Here is a 17,094-nt window from a genome sequence, read left to right on the forward strand (position 1 = left end):
TGGAAACGCGGCCGCCCCGGCTGCGAAACCCTGGCCAGCTACGCCGGGGCGGCCGCTCGCATCTGCGCCCTCAATGGGGGCCTGCTTTGGACGCGAAATAGGGGTGGCGATTGGAAGCGATTTGACAACCGATGCCCCATCAACGCAAGAACGGCCCCGACAGACCAGCCCGCGCCGCTCACGCCTTCGTGAGGCGGCCGGAAGCGCATCAACGGCGCGTTCTCAGGCGCATATCCGACATGCTGACCATCATGTTGTAATTGTTGACGATCCAGGTGCGCTCATGGCCCCCGGCGCGGCGTGCGTCGCCCCGCGCGCGGGCGAGCTTCTGGCGATATTCGCGCAGCGAGCCCAGCCAGGAGCCAGCCTGGCTGTCGAGCATCGAGGCACCCTCGGGATCGGTCTCCTTGAGCTTGTCGAGATCGCGCAGCGCCGCCGCATAGCGCTGGATGGCCTCGTCGAAGGCCGCCATGTCGACCACGGGCCGCTCGTTCGAGGGCATGAGGTCCATGACGCCGCGGGCCGCGATCATGACGTTGCGGACATTCCAACGCGCAGAGCGGCCTTCGCGGCGCTCGATATCGGCCAGTTCGCGGTTGTTCAGGTCGGCGCGAAACGCCCGCATGGCGCGCTCCACATCGGCGCGATCCTTCAGGAAGGCCTCGGCGGCCGGCACCATCTCGCGGTGCAGCTCCCGGCCCAGCGCCGCGCCATCGTCCTGATAGTCCTTGCGCTCGTAATAGACGTTTGCCCGGGTGATCAGGGGGGCGAGCGTCCGGTAGGACTGGATGTAGCGCCGCATCGCGTCGTCGAGGTCGGGCAGCGCCGGCTCCTGCGTCACCGCCTGCTCGGCCTTCTCGATCTCGCCGCGGACGTCATAGAGGCTGTAGAGGCCATAGACGATGTAGCGCTCGCGACCGGTCGGGCCGCGCTGCATATTCACCCAGCTGCGATAGCGGTCCCAGGATTCGACCGCGCGCAGGGTGCGGTTGAGCAGCGCCGTATAGGCGTTGGACTTGACGATGGCCGCCTGCAGTGCGGCGTCCGGTGCAGGTCGATCCTGGGCGAAGGCAGGCGCACTGACGCCAGCGGCCGCGGCGAGAAGCGCGCCGAGAAGGGCGTCGCGTCGGGCAAGAACGAGGGTCATGGATCGGGCTCCCGTTTGAACAGGCACACAAGATCATGCACCGGCGTTTCAGAACAATCCCGATCGGCCGTGGCCTGCGTTTCAGGACGCAGGCACTCCGTGACATGAAAACGGCGCCCCAGGGGGCGCCGCAGTCAGGCCAGACAAGGGGCATCCGGCTCAGCCCCAGCGGATTTCCAGAACCTCGTAGCTCTGGGCGCCCTTCGGTGTGTTCACCTCGACGCTGGTGCCGGCGCTCTTGCCGATGAGGGCGCGGGCGAGCGGCGAGGAAATCGAGATGCGGCCTGCCTTAGCGTCAGCCTCGCTGTCGCCGACGATCTGCCAGACGCGCTCCTCCTCGGTGTCCTCGTTGACGAGTTTCACCGTGGCGCCGAACTTCACCGTGGTGCCGGAGAGCTTGGTCACGTCGATCACCTCGGCGCGCGCGATCAGGCTTTCCAGCTCGGCGATCCGGCCCTCATTGAGCGACTGCTGCTCCTTGGCGGAATGATATTCGGCGTTCTCGGACAGGTCGCCGTGCGAGCGGGCCTCCGAAATCGCCGCGATGATGCGCGGGCGCTCCACTTGCTGGCGTTGCTTCAGCTCGACTTCGAGCTTGGCGAAACCGCCGACGGTCATTGGAACCTTTTCCATGATGCTCGCCCTGACCTTTCAACGACGAATAGAGGATCGGGAGCCGAGGACGCCGGCCCCGCGAACCTTCAGGGTGGATACGAAACGCAGTTTCGGCAGGACCCGAAGATCAGGAATTGCCGAAATAGCTCTGCAGCGCGCGCACCTCAAGGTCCCCCTCAAGATAGGCCTTGATGCCCTGCGCGGCGGCAACAGCTCCTGCAAGAGTGGTGTAATAGGGGACCTTCTGCAAGAGGGCCGCACGGCGGAGCGAGCGCGAGTCCGACAGCGCCTGGGCGCCCTCGGTGGTGTTGAACACCAGCTGCACCTCGCCGTTCTTGATTGCATCGACAATATGCGGGCGGCCTTCGAGGACCTTGTTGATCTTGCCGCAGGGCACCCCCTCCTCGACCAGATAGCGCTGGTTGCCCGAGGTGGCGATGATCTTGAACCCCATGCCGTGCAGCGACCGGATCGCCTCGAGGATGCGCGGCTTGTCGTCGTCGCGCACCGAGACGAACACCGTGCCCGATGTCGGAACGATGACCCCGGCCCCGAGCTGGCTCTTGGCGAAGGCGGTGGCGAAGGTGCGGTCGAGGCCCATCACCTCGCCGGTCGAGCGCATCTCGGGCCCCAGCAGCACGTCGACGCCGGGGAAGCGCGCGAAGGGGAACACGGCTTCCTTGACGCCGATGTGGCCGAGCGTCTTCGGCTTGAGGCCGAAGGATTCAAGGCTCTCGCCCGCCATGATGCGTGAGGCGATCTTGGCGATCGGCTCGCCGATGACCTTCGCCACGAAGGGCACCGTGCGCGAGGCGCGCGGGTTGACCTCGAGCACATAGACGTCGCCGTCCTTCAGCGCGTACTGGACGTTCATCAGGCCGCCGACGTCGAGGGCGATCGCCAGCGCCTTGGTCTGGCGTTCCAGTTCCGCGATCGTCTCCGGCGACAGCGAATAGGGCGGCAGCGAGCAGGCCGAATCGCCCGAATGGATGCCGGCCTCCTCGATGTGCTCCATGATGCCGGCAACGTAGGAGGTCTTGCCGTCGGCGAGGCAGTCGACGTCCACCTCGATGGCGTCCGACAGGTAGCGGTCGAACAGCAGCGGGTTCTTGCCGAGGACGGTGTTGATCTGGCCGGTCTTGTCGTTGGGATAGCGCGCCTTGACGTCGGCCGGCACCAGTTCGGGAAGCGTCCCCAAGAGATAGTCGCCCAGCTGGCCTTCCTCGCGGATGATCTGCATGGCGCGGCCGCCCAGCACGTAGGACGGGCGGACGACCAGCGGATAGCCGAGCTCGCCGGCGATCAGGCGGGCTTGCTCGACCGAATAGGCGATACCGTTCTTCGGCTGCTTCAGGCCGAGCTTGTCCAGCAGCCGCTTGAAGCGGTCGCGGTCCTCGGCGAGATCGATGGCGTCCGGCGACGTGCCGAGGATCGGGATGTCAGCCTCCTCCAGCGCGCGGGCGAGCTTCAGCGGCGTCTGGCCGCCGAACTGGACGATGACGCCCTTCAGCGTGCCGTTGGTCTTCTCGCGCTCGAGGATCTCGAGCACGTCCTCGGCGGTCAGGCTCTCGAAATAGAGCCGGTCGGAGGTGTCGTAATCGGTCGACACGGTCTCCGGGTTGCAGTTGATCATGATCGTCTCGAAACCGGCGTCCGAGAGCGCAAAGCAGGCGTGGCAGCAGCAATAGTCGAACTCGATGCCCTGCCCGATGCGGTTCGGTCCGCCGCCGAGGATGACGATCTTATCGCGATCCGTGGGTCGGGCCTCGTCGGCGAGCGCCCCGGCGAACGGCGTCTCGTAGGTCGAGTACATGTAAGCGGTCGGCGAGGCGAACTCGGCGGCGCAGGTGTCGATCCGCTTGTAGGCGGGGCGCACGTCGAGCGCCCGGCGCGCCCTTGAAACCTCGGCCTCGGTCTTCTCGGTCAGCACGGCGAGGCGCGCGTCGGAAAAGCCCATGGCCTTCAGGCGGCGCAGCGCGCCGGCCGTCGTCGGCACGCCCTTGGCGCGGATTTCGGCCTCCATATCGACGATGCCGCGGATCTGCTCGAGAAACCACGGGTCGATGCGGCAGTAGGAATGGATTTCCTCGTTGGAGATGCCGAGGCGCATGGCCTGCACCACCTTCAGCAACCGGTCGGGCGTCGGCGTGCCGAGGGCGGCGCGGATGGCGTTCTTGTCGTCACCCTTGCCGAGGCCCTCGATCTCAATCTCGTCGAGGCCGGTGAGGCCGGTCTCCAGGCCGCGCATGGCCTTCTGCAACGATTCCTGGAAGGTGCGGCCGATGGCCATGACCTCACCCACCGACTTCATCGAGGTGGTGAGCACCGGGTCGGCGCCGGGGAATTTCTCGAAGGCGAAGCGCGGCACCTTGGTGACGATGTAGTCGATCGTCGGCTCGAAGGAGGCCGGCGTCGCCCCGCCCGTGATGTCGTTGCGCACCTCGTCGAGCGTGTAGCCGACGGCGAGCTTGGCCGCGACCTTGGCGATGGGAAAGCCGGTCGCCTTGGAGGCGAGCGCCGAGGAGCGCGACACGCGCGGGTTCATCTCGATGACGACGAGGCGGCCATCGGCCGGGTTGACGGCGAACTGGACGTTCGAGCCGCCGGTCTCCACCCCGATCTCGCGCAGGACGCGGATCGAGGCGTCTCGCATCATCTGGTATTCCTTGTCGGTCAAGGTCAGCGCCGGCGCGATGGTGATCGAATCACCAGTGTGGACGCCCATCGGATCGACGTTCTCGATGGAGCAGACGATGATGGCGTTGTCCGCCTTGTCGCGGACCACCTCCATCTCGAATTCCTTCCAGCCGAGCACCGATTCCTCGACCAGCACCTCGGTGGTCGGCGAGGCGTCGAGGCCGCGCTCGACGATCTCGATGAACTCGGCCTTGTTGTAGGCGATGCCGCCACCCGTTCCGCCCATGGTGAAGGACGGGCGGATGATCGCCGGCAGGCCGATGTCGTCGAGGACGTCGAGGGCGGCGCCCAGCGACTGCACGACGTGGCTCTTCGGCGTCTGCAGGCCGATCTTGGTCATCGCCTGGCGGAACCGCTCGCGGTTCTCGGCCTTGTCGATGGCGTCGGCCTTGGCGCCGATCATCTCGACGTCGAACCGGGCGAGAACGCCCATCTCCTCAAGCTTCAGCGCCGTGTTCAGCGCCGTCTGGCCGCCCATGGTCGGGAGGAGCGCAAAGCCGCCGGGCAGGATGTTGCGCTCCTTCTCGATGATCTTGGCGACGATCTCGGGCGTGATCGGTTCGATATAGGTCGCGTCCGCCAGGTTGGGATCGGTCATGATCGTCGCCGGGTTGGAGTTCACCAGGACGATCCGGTAGCCCTCCTCCTTCAGCGCCTTCACCGCCTGGGTGCCGGAATAGTCGAACTCGCAGGCCTGTCCGATGACGATCGGCCCCGCGCCGATGATCAGGATGGAGGAGATGTCGGTGCGTTTCGGCATGGGGCTCCGGCCCTTTTGAGGCTCGTTCGTGTCACAGGGGACGTGCGGCGCAAAAAAAGAGGCCGGACCCGTATCGAGCCAGCCTCCCGCAACCGCATACCCTGACAGTCGGGTCGCGTGATTAAGCGGCCCCTATAGACGGCTTTCCCGCCGATGGGAAGCCGCAGCGGTGTCGCCACCAACAGGTTCCCCGCCGGCTGACATGGCAAGGCCGCCGCGGGGGTCTTCGCGGCGGCCAGGATGACAGGCGGAAAGTCTGCGTCCCTCCATCAGGCCGAAACGTCGAACAGGAGCGAGGACGAGGTGCCGGAGGTCGACTGACCGGCGGTGCCGTAGCCCGACGCGAGCTTTTCATGAAGCTGCTTCAGGAAGTCCTGCAGCGCCTTGCCGACGGACGAATCATCGGTAGTGATGCTGAAGGTCGTCGTGCCGTTGCCGCTCTCCCCGCCCGGCGGCGGGTCGGGGGGCGGACCACCGGGACCACCGGGACCGCGCCCCCCGCCCGGACCCTGCGCGAAGGTCTCGGAGAAGATCTCCTTCAGCTCGGCGGCCTGGTCCTCGGTGAGGGTGCCGGCCTCGACCTGTTCGGCGATCAGGCTGTCGATCTTGGCCTTTGCCTCGTCCGGGCTGGGCGGCGCCGTCCGCGTCGCCGAGAACGAACCGCGTTCGGCCTTCATGGCCTTGTCGATGGAATCGAGCGCCGTGGACAGGGCGCTTTCGTCGGATGCGGAGACCTCGCCGGTCGAAACCTGCGAGGCCAGCGTATTCTGCAACATCTCGCGCGGCGACAGCCTTTGCGAGCTGAACGATGACGATGATATCGTCGTCGTCATGGGGACCTCCTTGTGTGGCGGTGACGGACTGTACTGACATGTTGCAGGACGCGCCGGGATGCTTAATGAGCGCTTAGCGCCGATCACCACTTGGTTTCCTTTTGTTTCCAGACCCGGCATGCGAAACACAGGGAAACAATTTTCGTGTTCGCGGCGCGGCCGCCCTCGCCTATCTGTGCCCCGATGTCATCCGAACCCCACATCCTGATCGTCGAGGACGACCGCGAGATTCGCGGCCTCATCGCCCGTCTGCTGAAGTCCAGCGAGTTCCGCGTCTCGACCGCCGGCGACGGCCGGGAGATGGACCGCATCCTCGCCGACAGCCGCATCGACCTGATCGTCCTCGACGTCATGCTGCCGCAGGAGGACGGGCTGTCAATCTGCCGGCGCCTGCGGGCCCAGACGAAACTGCCCATCGTCATGGTCTCGGCCAAGGGCGAGGAACTCGACCGCGTCCTGGGTCTCGAACTCGGCGCCGACGACTATCTGGTCAAGCCCTTCGCCTCACGCGAACTGCTGGCGCGGGTGCGCGCGGTGCTCCGCCGCTCGTCCGGCGCGCAGGAGGATCCCGTCGCCGACACGGTCCACACGTTCCGCTTCCACGGCTGGACGCTCGATTCCCTGCGCCGCAGGCTGACCGATCCTGCCGGCGCCCAGGTCTCGGTCACGGACGGCGAATTCGACCTGCTGCGGGTCTTCTGCCAGCGGCCCGGACGGCTGCTCAGCCGCGACCAGTTGATCGACCTGACCCAGGGCCGCGCCGCGGGCCCTAACGAGCGCAGCATCGACATTCTCGTGGTGCGCCTGCGCCGCAAGATCGAGACCGATCCGCAGCGTCCCGACTTCATCAAGACGGTGCGGTCGGGCGGCTACATGTTCACACCGGACGTCGAGGCCGCGTGATGCCGGACACGCGGCAACGCGCGCGCTGGCAGCGGGTATGGCCGCCCGGGATCGCCGGCCAGCTCGCCATTCTCATCATCGTCGCCATTCTCGCGATCAACACCATCCTCACCCTGTCGTTCATGCTCGCGAACACGGCCCCGCGGGCTCATCCCGCCGAGACGACGGGCCGCCAGGCTGCGGTCGTCGAATTGCTCGACCGTGCCGGGCCGTCCGAGCGCCGTGCGTTGCTGGGAGCCGTTCGGGACGCCTTTCCGGAGTTTCGTGTCTCCCTCGCGTCCGCGGGCGCAACCTTCGACGAAGCCGCGGCGCCGGCTCCGCCGGCGCGCCATCTCGGCCGGCTCCTCGGCGCGGGCTTCAGGGTGTCGTCCATCCGGACCGATCGCGCGGTCACTGACGAGGCCGGTGAGGACCTCCTCGTCCGGCTCCGGGACGGGTCGCTGCTGCTTCTGTCATCGCCCCGCCCGTCGCCTCCGCCCGGCGGTCCTCTTGCGCTCATGATCGGCTTCATCGCCATCACGGCCGTGCTGCTGGGGATCTGGGCTGTTCTGGCTCTGACCAAGCCGCTGCGCGCCATCGAGGCGACGGTCGAGGCCTATGGACCCGATCAGACCTTCAGCCCGATCCCAGAGACCGGACCGCGCGAGATCCGCACCCTCGCCCGCGCCTTCAACCGCATGCAGGAGCGCATCGGCCGCCTCATGGACGACCGCACACGAACGCTCGCCGCGGTCGGCCACGACCTGCGCACGCCCATCACGCGCCTGCGGCTGCGGGCGGAGCTTCTCGACGACAGTCCGGAAAAGGCCCGGATGATTGCCGATCTCGACCAGATGGACGCCCTGGTGCAGAGCGCCCTCACTCACCTGCGCGACGGCCGCGGCGACGAGGCATCGAGCACGCTCGACCTGCAAAGCCTCCTGCAGTCGATCGCCGACGGCTATACCGATCTCGGCAAGCCGGTGGAGATGGCCCCGTCGGCGCGTCTCGCGATCCGCGGTCGGCCACTGGAGCTGGAACGCGCCATCACCAACATCGTCGACAATGCGATCAAGTACGGCTCGGGAGCATCCATCTCGCTGCATCGCGACGGCGATTGGGCGCTGATCGAGGTGGCCGACCGCGGGCCGGGCATTCCAGAGGCGATGCGCGCTACCGTGCTGGAGCCCTTCGTGCGGGGCGAGGCCGCCCGGACCATGAACGAGGCCGACGGTTTCGGCCTCGGCCTGACGATCGCCCGCTCCATCATCGAGGCCCACGACGGGACGATCACCTTCGCCGACGGAAATCCGGCAGGTTTCGTCGTCCGGATGAGCCTGCCGGTGGCCTGAACGTCGTCAGCGCGGCTCGGAGACGGCGCGGGGGGAGAGCTTCTCGGCGAGCGTCCGCGCCAGAGCGACTCCGACGCAGTAGTAGCTGGCATCGACCAGATGCTGGCTTCCCATGGGGAGGAGTTCTTCGGGCCTGAGACGGTGCTCAGCCAGCAGCACGGTCAGCATGGCGTTGCGACGGAACACCGGCGTGCCCGTCTCGACCGCAACCTCGTGAAGCGCGGCCACATAGGCGGCAAAGGCCGGAAACCGCTCGGCGCGTGGCAGAGGGAACTGGTCCATCAGCACGACATCCGCGCCGCCTTCGCGCAGTTGGGCAATGCCCTTGCGCAGGATGCGCTTGAACTTCTCGACGCCGATATCGTGGATCGCGTCATAGACCCCGGTCTGCCAGACGACCAGGCCCGGACTTTCCGACAGCACGTCGGCGTCGATGCGCTGGTACATCTGGTGCGCCGAATTGCCGCCGATCCCGGCATTGGTGACCTCGATCTCATGGCCGGGCATCAGGCGGGTCAGTTCGTCGCGCATGACGGCCGGATAGGCCCGGTCGATGGAGGAGGCCCCGGTTCCCAGCGTCGAGGAGGAGCCGAGGGTCACAATGGTAAGCTTCTGGCCCGCAGCAATGGCCGCCCGCGCCTGAGGCAGGTCGCCGGCAAAACTCCTCAGCTCGCGCGCAACGGTACAGCCAGGCTCGAATGGCGCACGCGGTTCCGATGCGCGGGCGGACATACCCGCGACAGCAAGCACCACGAGACTGGCCCAAGCGAGCCGCATCGACCGCTTCCCTCTCACGCCACCTTCACCTCGCCGGTGCCCGGCGGGCTCTTGGCCGGCGCCCTGGCGACTGACGTCCGATACCATTCAAACACTTGCGCCGTGGCAAGCAAGAGGACAATGCCGATCGCGTTCACGGCAATCTGCATCAGCGGCCCACGGCCGATCTCGGTGAAGGCAAAGGTGCCGAGCAGCGAGAGGATCACGCCGAAGCAGAACAGCGGCAGCGAATGTCGTCCGGCCTGCTCAAGAAGCCGCGCGACCGCAGAACTCAGCCAGGCGGCGGTCCTGGGCACATGGGCGGCAACGAGATAGGCGAGCGACAGCGCGTGCGCCAAGCGCCACAGCGACAGGTTGGTCTTGTCGAGATCGAGGCGCCATTGGTCCGGCAGGATGACACCCTCGAAGCCGGCGATCACCGCCCAGGGCGCCGCGCTGACGAGACCGAACAGCACGATCGCCACCGCGGCGATGGTGATCCACGGCGCACGCGGCAGGGCAACGCCGCGCAGCGCGCCATGTCCGGTGATCATGCCGACCGTGAAGAGAAGCTGCCAGGCGAAGGGATTGAAGAACCAGGCGCCGCCCGTCGACATGTTGGGAATTGCCAGCCCGAACCACCAACTCGCCGCATAGAGCCCCACCGACGCGGAAACGGCCAGGACCGGGGCGATGCGCGCCATCACCCAGAGGACGGGCAGCATGGCCAGCAGGACGACGTAGAGCGGCAGGATGTCCAGATAGTTCGGAAGGAAGATCAGCGCCGCCGTCTGCAGCAGCGTCGTCGCCGGATCCTGGAAGAACGGCAGGATCGAGACGTGCTCGTAGTAGAGCGGGTTGCCGAAGCGGACCGCCATGAAGGCGACGGCCACCGCGGTGAACACGAACAGGCCGAGATGGGCGAGATAGAGCTTCCAGATGCGGGCGACGACCTGCGCCGAACCGGTGACGAAGCTGCGGCGGTCGATCACCGACCCATAGGCCAGCGCCGCCGAGAAGCCGGCGAGCAGCACGAAATATTCGGCGGCATCGGAAAATCCCATGGACGTCGGAGTGATCCGCGTCAGCACGTTGCCGGCGACATGGTCGACGAAGATGATCAGCAGCGACAGACCGCGGAAGATGTCGACGCGCACGTCACGGTCGACGCGCACAGGCGAGGCCGGCGCGGCGCCAAACAGGAACCAGGAGCGGAAGGCGATCGGAGCGGACATCGTGACCGGTTGCATGGGTGGGACAATGCGACGTCGGAGCTTCGCATCTGGGCATTGTCCATACGCCGCAAAAGTGTCCGGGTTGCATCCGCCGCGATCACATGCCGCTGAAACTGGTCACGTCTTCGCGAGCATGCCGGCGAGGACAGCCCGGACATGGTCGGGCTGTTCCATCGGAAAGAAATGCGTCGTGCCGGACAGCGTCTCCGCGACGACGCGGGGAGCCACCCGTCGCACCCTGCCGAGCCCGCCGACCACGGTCGATCCCTCGCCCGCGGCGATCAGATGCACCGGCATGCGGAGCCGCCGCAGCGCCGCCCAGGAGCGATGGCGATGCGCGGCGAAGGTCGCCGACTCCCAGGCTGGCGGACAACCGAGGCGGACGCCTTCGGGATCATCGACGAAGCCGCCTTCGACATAGCCCTCCAGGAAGCCCGGCTGCCAGGTTGAGAAGGCCTTGCGGGTGCGGTAGGTGGAAAGCGCCTCCTCCTTCGACGCAAAGACCGGTCGCCGTTTTGCGGCGCCGACGGCAAGTCCGAAACGGCGCGCTTTGGCCCGGCCCCACGGCGTGAAGAGTGCCAGGCGCATGGTCACCGGCATCAGCACCGGGTCGAGCAGGACGAGGCCCCTCACCGCGCGCGGGCGCTCGGAGGCGGCGAGCAGCGCCACGATCCCGCCCATCGAATGGCCCGCCAGAACGACGGGCGGCGCGCCGTCCGGCACCCAGCGGTCGAGAAGAAGGATCAGGTCGCGGGCATAGGGCCACCAGTCGACCAGCCCTTCCGGATCCGTCGGCAGGCGCGTCAGCCCGTGACCGCGCTGGTCGAGCGCCGCGATCCGGTGCTCCGTCGCCAGCGGCGCGAGCAGCGGCCCATAGGTCTGGGCATTGAAGCCGGTGGCATGGAGGAAGACGAGGTCGAGCGGGCGATCGCCTGCGCCCCATTCGAGGACGGACATCGTCCCGTCCGGCATGGTTTCGGATCGCCGCGCGGCAGGAAGGCTGGAAAGTGTCGTCATGCAGGTTCTGCCTCGCGAGCGGCTCCGGTCGCCAGCCTCTCAGTCGGCCGGAGGTATCTCGAGCGGCACGCCGGCCTCGTCCTTGACCTGCCCGAGCGTGAGGACCGTGCGGACGTTGCGCACGTTCGGCGTCGCCGTCAGGTCGGAGACGAAGTGCTGGACGCTGGCCAGATCCGGCGCCACGCATTTCATGACGAAATCGAAGTCGCCGGAGACCGTGTGGCACTCGCGGACGACGGGCCAGTGCCGGACCCTGTCAGAAAAGGCATTGAGGTCCGCCTCCGCCTGGCTCGCCAGATGCACCATGGCGAAGACGGTCACGCCATAGCCGAGCTTCTCGCCGGCGAGCAGGGCCCGGTAGCCGCGGATGATGCCCATTTCCTCCAGCGCGCGCACGCGCCTGAGGCAGGGCGGCGCCGAAATCCCGACCCGGCTGGCAAGTTCCACATTGGTCATGCGACCGTCGGCCTGCAACTCCCGCAGAATCTTCCAGTCGATGGCGTCGAGGCGGGCCTTCACGGGACCAAGTCTCCAGGAGTGGCGGATGAGCGGCAACGGCGACGGGAAACCGCCGCGCAGGGCTCCCGCGCGACGCCCAAGCCGGATAGCGCAGCGCACCCTTGCGCGCAACAAAATTTCGCCGCGCGGCCGCACAACGAAACGGGACAGACGTGCCGACAGCCGCCAACTCACGAGGTCCGGCCAATGTGGACGACACCCTGACACCCGCCTATATGTCCGGTTATCTGTTCCCGGGAGGTTGTTTCATGACGTTTCTCGATATTGAGCGCCTGAAGTCCACGCCGCGCGAAACCAGTCCTTACGACTATGTCGTTGTCCGCAACTTCGTGAAGCCGGAGAAGCTCCAGGACGTTCTGAAAGACTATCCAGATGTCCCCGGCCCCGGCTCCCATCCGCCGTCCGTTCTCGACATTCGCGGTGACTTCAAGGGATTGATGGAGGAACTCGACCAGGAGCCCTTCCGCAAGGCCATCGAGGAGAAATTCGGGGTCGACCTCACCGGCAAGCCGACCATGTACACGGTGCGCGGCTTCACGCGTGCGACAGACGGCAAGATCCATACGGATTCCGAGACCAAGATCATCACCGTCCTGCTCTACATGAACGACTCATGGGACTCTGACGGCGGGCGGCTGCGCGTCCTGAACAACGGCACCGATCTCAACGACTACGCCGCCGAGATTCCGCCCGACGGCGGCACGCTCCTCGTCTTCCGGCGATCCGACAGATCGTGGCACGGGCATGAGCCCTTCACCGGCAAGCGCCGCGCCGTCCAGATGAACTGGGTAACCAGCCAGGCGGTGGTGGACCACGAGCAGGGACGGCACGCGCGATCGAGCCGATTGAAGAAGCTCATCCGATTCATCACCGGCAAGGCCGCCTGATCGATCCGGATCGCATCGCATATCGCTAGTCTTGTATCGACATGCGATGCGATCCATTCCGTTTTGTGACGTTTTCCATCAACGCATTTCGTTGACAAGATGAAGAAGTCCATGGAATGAGCCTTGCGTCAAGCGCATAGCTGCTCCAGATTATCGGTCGTGAAGGGGCTATCTCTCCCCTTGTTTCCCCCGGCCGGACATCATGGGCACCCAGCACGAGCGCGTCGTCATCATCGGTTCCGGCCCGGCGGGCTACACCGCTGCCATCTACGCCGCGCGCGCCATGCTGAAGCCGGTCCTGATCCAGGGCATCCAGCCCGGAGGTCAGCTCACGATCACTACCGACGTCGAGAACTATCCCGGATTTGCCGACGTCATCCAGGGTCCCTGGCTCATGGAGCAGATGGAGAAGCAGGCGGCCCACGTCGGCACCCGCATCGTCTCCGACCATGTCGCGAGGGTGGACCTCAAGCAGCGCCCGTTCCGCATCGAGTGCGAGTCCGGCGACGTCTATGAGGCCGAGGCGCTGATCGTCTGCACGGGCGCGCAGGCGAAGTGGCTGGAGCTGCCGTCCGAGCAGAAATTCCGCGGCTTCGGCGTCTCCGCCTGCGCCACCTGCGACGGCTTCTTCTATCGCAACAAGGAGGTGCTGGTCGTCGGCGGCGGCAACACCGCGGTCGAGGAAGCGCTGTTCCTGACCAATTTCGCCTCGAAGGTCACGGTGGTCCACCGCCGCGACGCCTTCAAGGCCGAGCGCATCCTGCAGGAGCGCCTCTTCGCCCATCCCAAGATCGAGGTGATCTGGGATTCCGCGCTCGACGAGATCATCGGCCGCGAGGACCCGATGGCGGTCACGCGCGCACGGCTGAGGAACGTCAGGACCGGCGAGACGCAGGAGCGCGCCGTCGACGGCGTGTTCATCGCCATCGGCCATGCCCCGGCCGTCGAGCTCTTCCAGGGACAGCTGCGGCAGAAACCGTCGGGCTACCTGTGGACCGCCCCCGATTCCACCGCCACCGACGTTCCCGGCGTCTTCGCCGCGGGTGACGTCACCGACGACATCTACCGCCAGGCGGTCACCGCCGCCGGCATGGGATGCATGGCCGCCCTCGAAGCCGAACGGTTTCTCGCCCACCACGCGACGATCCGCCAAGCCGCAGAATAAAGCGGGCAACGCAGCCGGCTCCGGGAGACACCGATGGACTGGGACAAGCTGAGGATTTTCCACGCCGCTGCGGCTGCGGGCAGCTTCACGCATGCGGCCGATACGCTCGGCCTGTCGCAATCGGCCGTCTCACGGCAGGTATCGTCGCTGGAACAGGACCTGAAGGTTCCCCTCTTCCACCGTCATGCCCGCGGCCTGGTGCTCACCGAGCAGGGCGAACTTCTCTACCACACGGCGCAAGACGTGCTGATGAAGCTCGAGAGCGCGAAGATCAAGCTGACCGATTCCAAGGAGCGCCCGAACGGCGAGTTGAAGGTGACGACGACCGTCGGCCTCGGCACCGCCTGGCTGGCCCCGCGCCTGGGCGAATTCCTCGACCTCTATCCCGACATCCAGATCAAAATGATCCTCACAGACGAGGAGCTCGACCTGTCGATGCGCGAGGCCGATGTCGGCATCCGCGTGCGCCAGCCGGTGCAGCCGGACCTGATCCAGCGCAAGCTGTTCCAGATCAAGTTCCACGCCTTCGCCTCGTCCGACTACCTCAAGCGCCACGGCTCGCCGAAGAGCGCCACGGAACTGGACGGACACCGCCTGCTTGCCTTCGGCGGCCGGGCCCCGAACTACATGCAGAATGTCACCTGGCTGTCGACGGCCGGGCGCAACGGCATGGCGCCGCGCACCTTCGCCATGACGATCAACAACATTTCCGGCCTGGTGGCGGCGGTCGAGAACGGCATCGGAGTGGCCGTTCTGCCGGATTACCTGATCCGCGACGGCTCGGGGCTCGTGCAGATCCTCGACGACGAGGAAATGCCGGTGCTCGACGCCTGGTTCGTCTATCCGGAAGAGCTGAAGTCGGTCGCCCGCGTGCAGGTGTTCCGCGACTTCCTCGTCTCCAAGGCGCAGCGCTGGCCGGGCTGAGCCCGCCCCGGTGCAACAAGGCGCCGGCTCAGCCGGCCGACAGCCTCGCCTCCAGCGCCTCGATCCGCGCCTTCAGCGTTTCGTTCTCCTCGCGCGCCTTCACGGCCATGTCGCGCACGGCCTCGAACTCCTCGCGCGTCGGCAGGTCCATGTCGCGCAAGAGCCGCTCGGCCTGCGTCTTCACGAAGGTGTCGGCCTCGCGCTTCATGCCCTGGGCGAAACCCGCGGCGTCGGTCATGAACTTGGCGAATTCGTCGGCGATGCGGTCGGTGGTCTGGGTCATGGCGCTTCTCCGCTGTTGAGGCAGGGTATGGGGTGCGGCGTGTCATGGCGCAAGGGGACGCGCCCGCTCGGACCGCAACCTTGACCTTGCCGGCCGCTGCGGGCACATCCGCGCCATGCCGCTGCTCGCCCTGCCCTTTCCCGTCATCGACCCGGTGCTGATCGAGATCGGCCCGCTCGCCATCCGCTGGTATGCGCTGGCCTATATCGGCGGCTTCCTGTTCGGCTGGTGGCTGGCGAAGAAGCTGCTGGCGACGGACCGCCTGTGGGCCGGTGGCAAGGCGCCCTTCCCCCCGGCCGTCATCGACGACGCCATCGTCTGGGCGGCGCTCGCCGGCATTGTCGGCGGCCGGCTCGCCTTCGTCTTCGTCTACAATCTCGACTACTACCTCGCCAATCTGCTGGCGATCCTCGCGGTCTGGGAAGGCGGCATGGCCTTCCATGGCGGCATCGTCGGCGCCGTCATCGGCCTCCTGATCTTCGCGCGGCGGAACTCCCTGCCGCTCCTGCCGCTGATCGACCTTGCCGCCATCGTCGCGCCCATCGGCATCGCGCTCGGCCGCATCGCCAATTTCATCAAGCCGGAACTCTGGGGCCGCGTCACCGACATGCCCTGGGCGATCATCTTCCCCGGCGCCGGGCCGGAGCCGCGCCATCCGAGCCAGATCTACCAGGCGCTGACCGAGGGCCTGCTGCTCTTCGTCGTGCTGCTGCTCATCGCCCGCGCCGGCGGCCTGAAGCGGCCCGGCTTCCTCGCCGGCTGCTTCGGCATCGGCTACGGGCTGGCGCGTTCCTTCGGCGAACTGTTCCGCCAGCCTGACCCGCAGCTCGGCTTCCTCTATGCCGGTGCCACCATGGGCCAGCTCCTGTCCGTTCCGTTGATCGCCGTCGGCCTCTGGCTGGTGCTGCGCTCGCGGCGCGCGTCCGCATGACGCCGCTCGGCGAGGAACTGCGGACCCTGATCGCCACCGACGGGCCGATGCCCGTCGACCGCTTCATGGCACTCGCCCTCGGCCATCCCCGCCACGGCTACTACATGACCCGCGATCCCTTCGGTGCGGCCGGCGACTTCGTCACCGCCCCGGAGATCAGCCAGGTCTTCGGCGAACTGATCGGGGTCTGGGCGGCCGGAGCGTGGAACGCCCTCGGACGCCCCGCCTCGGCGCACCTCATCGAGCTCGGCCCCGGGCGCGGCACGCTGATGGCCGACCTGCTGCGCACCGCCCGCGCCCTGCCGGCCTTCCATGACGCCATCGCCGTCCATCTCGTGGAGATGTCGCCGGCTCTCGCCAACCGGCAACGGCAGGCGCTCGCAGCGACCACCCGACCTGTCACGTGGCACCGCGATCTCTCCGACATCCCCGGCGGCCCGGCCATCCTCGTCGCCAACGAGTTCCTCGACGCCCTGCCGGTCCGGCAGTTCGTCATGACAGGTCGCGGCTGGCGCGAACGCGTCATCGGGGTGGCTGACGGCGCGCTCGCCTTCGGCCTCGCCCCCGATCCTGTCCCGCCGGCGATCCTCCCCGAGGCCCTGCGCGAAGCACCGCCGGGCGCGGTGTGCGAGATCCGCCCCGCCTGCGCCAGCCTTGCGGAGCAACTGGCCGCCCGGACGGCCCCGCTCGCCGGCCTGTTCATTGACTACGGCTACACCGAACCCGCCCATGGCGAGACCCTGCAGGCGGTGAAGGCGCACCGCTTCAGCTATCCCCTCGCGGAACCCGGCGAGGCGGACATCACCGCCCATGTCGACTTCGCAGCCTTCGCGCGGGACATCGGCGCGGCGGGTCTCGTCGCCGGTCCGGCCGTCCCGCAGCGCGAGTTCCTCTTCTCGCTCGGCATCCGCGAACGGGCCGAGGCGCTGGCGCGGCACAACCCGGATGCCTTCGAGCCTGTCCGGGCCGGCGTGGAGCGGCTGATCGATCCGGCCCCCACCGGAATGGGCGCGCTGTTCAGGGCCATGGTCGTCACCAGCGAGGGCCTGACCATCGGCGCGCCGGCTGATTGACACCGCCGCGCGAAGCAG

At 67.2% G+C, this 17,094-nt stretch carries 16 protein-coding genes; 7 read left to right on the top strand and 9 right to left on the bottom strand.

Going from position 1 to position 17,094, the window contains the following annotated elements; translation table 11 throughout:
• Positions 1–208: 208 nt before the first annotated feature.
• From ACJ4V0_RS17180 to ACJ4V0_RS17195, 4 genes are all read right to left on the bottom strand, one after another.
• Positions 209–1,147: a YiiG family protein gene (locus ACJ4V0_RS17180; protein ID WP_448300825.1), complete on the bottom strand. Its 939-nt coding sequence runs from the start codon at positions 1,145–1,147 to the stop codon at positions 209–211.
• A 159-nt stretch (positions 1,148–1,306) separates the two neighbouring features.
• Positions 1,307–1,783 (bottom strand): transcription elongation factor GreA, encoded by a 477-nt coding sequence (gene greA, locus ACJ4V0_RS17185; RefSeq protein WP_448300952.1) that lies wholly within the window; start codon positions 1,781–1,783, stop codon positions 1,307–1,309.
• Between the two features lie 106 nt (positions 1,784–1,889).
• On the bottom strand, positions 1,890–5,219 hold the full coding sequence (gene carB, locus ACJ4V0_RS17190) for a carbamoyl-phosphate synthase large subunit (RefSeq protein WP_448300826.1): 3,330 nt from the start codon (positions 5,217–5,219) through the stop codon (positions 1,890–1,892).
• A gap of 269 nt (positions 5,220–5,488) precedes the next feature.
• Positions 5,489–6,052, bottom strand: a complete 564-nt coding sequence (locus ACJ4V0_RS17195) for a hypothetical protein (protein ID WP_448300827.1) — start codon at positions 6,050–6,052, stop codon at positions 5,489–5,491.
• A 183-nt stretch (positions 6,053–6,235) separates the two neighbouring features.
• On the opposite strand from ACJ4V0_RS17195, the gene ACJ4V0_RS17200 reads away from it, so the two are divergent.
• Positions 6,236–6,955 carry a response regulator gene (locus ACJ4V0_RS17200; protein WP_448300828.1) on the top strand — a complete coding sequence of 240 codons (720 nt, stop codon included), beginning with the start codon at positions 6,236–6,238 and terminating at the stop codon, positions 6,953–6,955.
• Positions 6,955–8,286, top strand: a complete 1,332-nt coding sequence (locus ACJ4V0_RS17205; RefSeq protein WP_448300829.1) for an ATP-binding protein — start codon at positions 6,955–6,957, stop codon at positions 8,284–8,286. Before ACJ4V0_RS17200 ends, ACJ4V0_RS17205 begins: the two co-directional genes overlap by 1 nt.
• Before the next feature lie 6 nt (positions 8,287–8,292).
• On the opposite strand, the gene ACJ4V0_RS17210 is transcribed toward ACJ4V0_RS17205, so the two are convergent.
• The 4 genes from ACJ4V0_RS17210 to ACJ4V0_RS17225 form a co-directional block, all read right to left on the bottom strand.
• On the bottom strand, positions 8,293–9,150 hold the full coding sequence (locus ACJ4V0_RS17210) for an SGNH/GDSL hydrolase family protein (RefSeq protein WP_448300830.1): 858 nt from the start codon (positions 9,148–9,150) through the stop codon (positions 8,293–8,295).
• Positions 9,078–10,277 carry an OpgC family protein gene (locus ACJ4V0_RS17215; RefSeq protein WP_448300831.1) on the bottom strand — a complete coding sequence of 400 codons (1,200 nt, stop codon included), beginning with the start codon at positions 10,275–10,277 and terminating at the stop codon, positions 9,078–9,080. The genes ACJ4V0_RS17210 and ACJ4V0_RS17215 overlap by 73 nt, the downstream gene beginning before the upstream one ends.
• 117 nt (positions 10,278–10,394) lie before the next feature.
• The gene (locus ACJ4V0_RS17220) at positions 10,395–11,234 is read right to left on the bottom strand and encodes an alpha/beta fold hydrolase (protein WP_448300832.1); all 840 of its coding nucleotides are present in this window, start codon (positions 11,232–11,234) and stop codon (positions 10,395–10,397) included.
• Positions 11,235–11,333: 99 nt separating this feature from the next.
• The gene (locus ACJ4V0_RS17225) at positions 11,334–11,813 is read right to left on the bottom strand and encodes an Lrp/AsnC family transcriptional regulator (protein WP_448300833.1); all 480 of its coding nucleotides are present in this window, start codon (positions 11,811–11,813) and stop codon (positions 11,334–11,336) included.
• A 248-nt stretch (positions 11,814–12,061) separates the two neighbouring features.
• Here ACJ4V0_RS17225 and ACJ4V0_RS17230 point away from each other — a divergent pair, with 248 nt between their 5' ends.
• From ACJ4V0_RS17230 to ACJ4V0_RS17240, 3 genes are all read left to right on the top strand, one after another.
• Positions 12,062–12,700 carry a 2OG-Fe(II) oxygenase gene (locus tag ACJ4V0_RS17230; protein WP_448300834.1) on the top strand — a complete coding sequence of 213 codons (639 nt, stop codon included), beginning with the start codon at positions 12,062–12,064 and terminating at the stop codon, positions 12,698–12,700.
• 202 nt (positions 12,701–12,902) lie between these two features.
• Complete coding sequence (gene trxB / locus ACJ4V0_RS17235) at positions 12,903–13,865, top strand: thioredoxin-disulfide reductase (RefSeq protein WP_448300835.1); 963 nt, start codon at positions 12,903–12,905, stop codon at positions 13,863–13,865.
• Between the two features lie 33 nt (positions 13,866–13,898).
• Positions 13,899–14,789, top strand: a complete 891-nt coding sequence (locus ACJ4V0_RS17240; RefSeq protein ID WP_448300836.1) for a LysR family transcriptional regulator — start codon at positions 13,899–13,901, stop codon at positions 14,787–14,789.
• A gap of 28 nt (positions 14,790–14,817) precedes the next feature.
• Here ACJ4V0_RS17240 and ACJ4V0_RS17245 read toward each other — a convergent pair whose 3' ends face one another.
• Positions 14,818–15,072, bottom strand: a complete 255-nt coding sequence (locus ACJ4V0_RS17245; protein WP_448300837.1) for an accessory factor UbiK family protein — start codon at positions 15,070–15,072, stop codon at positions 14,818–14,820.
• 115 nt (positions 15,073–15,187) lie between these two features.
• Between ACJ4V0_RS17245 and lgt the strand changes: the two genes are divergently transcribed.
• Positions 15,188–16,003: a prolipoprotein diacylglyceryl transferase gene (lgt, locus tag ACJ4V0_RS17250; RefSeq protein ID WP_448300838.1), complete on the top strand. Its 816-nt coding sequence runs from the start codon at positions 15,188–15,190 to the stop codon at positions 16,001–16,003.
• On the top strand, positions 16,000–17,076 hold the full coding sequence (locus ACJ4V0_RS17255; RefSeq protein ID WP_448300839.1) for a class I SAM-dependent methyltransferase: 1,077 nt from the start codon (positions 16,000–16,002) through the stop codon (positions 17,074–17,076). Before lgt ends, ACJ4V0_RS17255 begins: the two co-directional genes overlap by 4 nt.
• Positions 17,077–17,094 lie beyond the last annotated feature (18 nt).

The sequence above is a fragment of the Phreatobacter aquiterrae genome (assembly GCF_053471285.1).

Excerpts from the sequence above, each read along its gene's own strand:
- ACJ4V0_RS17180 (WP_448300825.1), bottom strand. The coding sequence starts at position 1,147 with ATGACCCTCGTTCTTGCCCGACGCGACGCCCTTCTCGGCGCGCTTCTC.
- carB (WP_448300826.1), bottom strand. The coding sequence starts at position 5,219 with ATGCCGAAACGCACCGACATCTCCTCCATCCTGATCATCGGCGCGGGG.
- ACJ4V0_RS17195 (WP_448300827.1), bottom strand. The coding sequence starts at position 6,052 with ATGACGACGACGATATCATCGTCATCGTTCAGCTCGCAAAGGCTGTCG.
- ACJ4V0_RS17200 (WP_448300828.1), top strand. The coding sequence starts at position 6,236 with ATGTCATCCGAACCCCACATCCTGATCGTCGAGGACGACCGCGAGATT.
- ACJ4V0_RS17205 (WP_448300829.1), top strand. The coding sequence starts at position 6,955 with ATGCCGGACACGCGGCAACGCGCGCGCTGGCAGCGGGTATGGCCGCCC.
- ACJ4V0_RS17210 (WP_448300830.1), bottom strand. The coding sequence starts at position 9,150 with ATGGTATCGGACGTCAGTCGCCAGGGCGCCGGCCAAGAGCCCGCCGGG.
- ACJ4V0_RS17215 (WP_448300831.1), bottom strand. The coding sequence starts at position 10,277 with ATGTCCGCTCCGATCGCCTTCCGCTCCTGGTTCCTGTTTGGCGCCGCG.
- ACJ4V0_RS17220 (WP_448300832.1), bottom strand. The coding sequence starts at position 11,234 with ATGTCCGTCCTCGAATGGGGCGCAGGCGATCGCCCGCTCGACCTCGTC.
- ACJ4V0_RS17230 (WP_448300834.1), top strand. The coding sequence starts at position 12,062 with ATGACGTTTCTCGATATTGAGCGCCTGAAGTCCACGCCGCGCGAAACC.
- trxB (WP_448300835.1), top strand. The coding sequence starts at position 12,903 with ATGGGCACCCAGCACGAGCGCGTCGTCATCATCGGTTCCGGCCCGGCG.
- ACJ4V0_RS17240 (WP_448300836.1), top strand. The coding sequence starts at position 13,899 with ATGGACTGGGACAAGCTGAGGATTTTCCACGCCGCTGCGGCTGCGGGC.
- ACJ4V0_RS17245 (WP_448300837.1), bottom strand. The coding sequence starts at position 15,072 with ATGACCCAGACCACCGACCGCATCGCCGACGAATTCGCCAAGTTCATG.
- lgt (WP_448300838.1), top strand. The coding sequence starts at position 15,188 with ATGCCGCTGCTCGCCCTGCCCTTTCCCGTCATCGACCCGGTGCTGATC.
- ACJ4V0_RS17255 (WP_448300839.1), top strand. The coding sequence starts at position 16,000 with ATGACGCCGCTCGGCGAGGAACTGCGGACCCTGATCGCCACCGACGGG.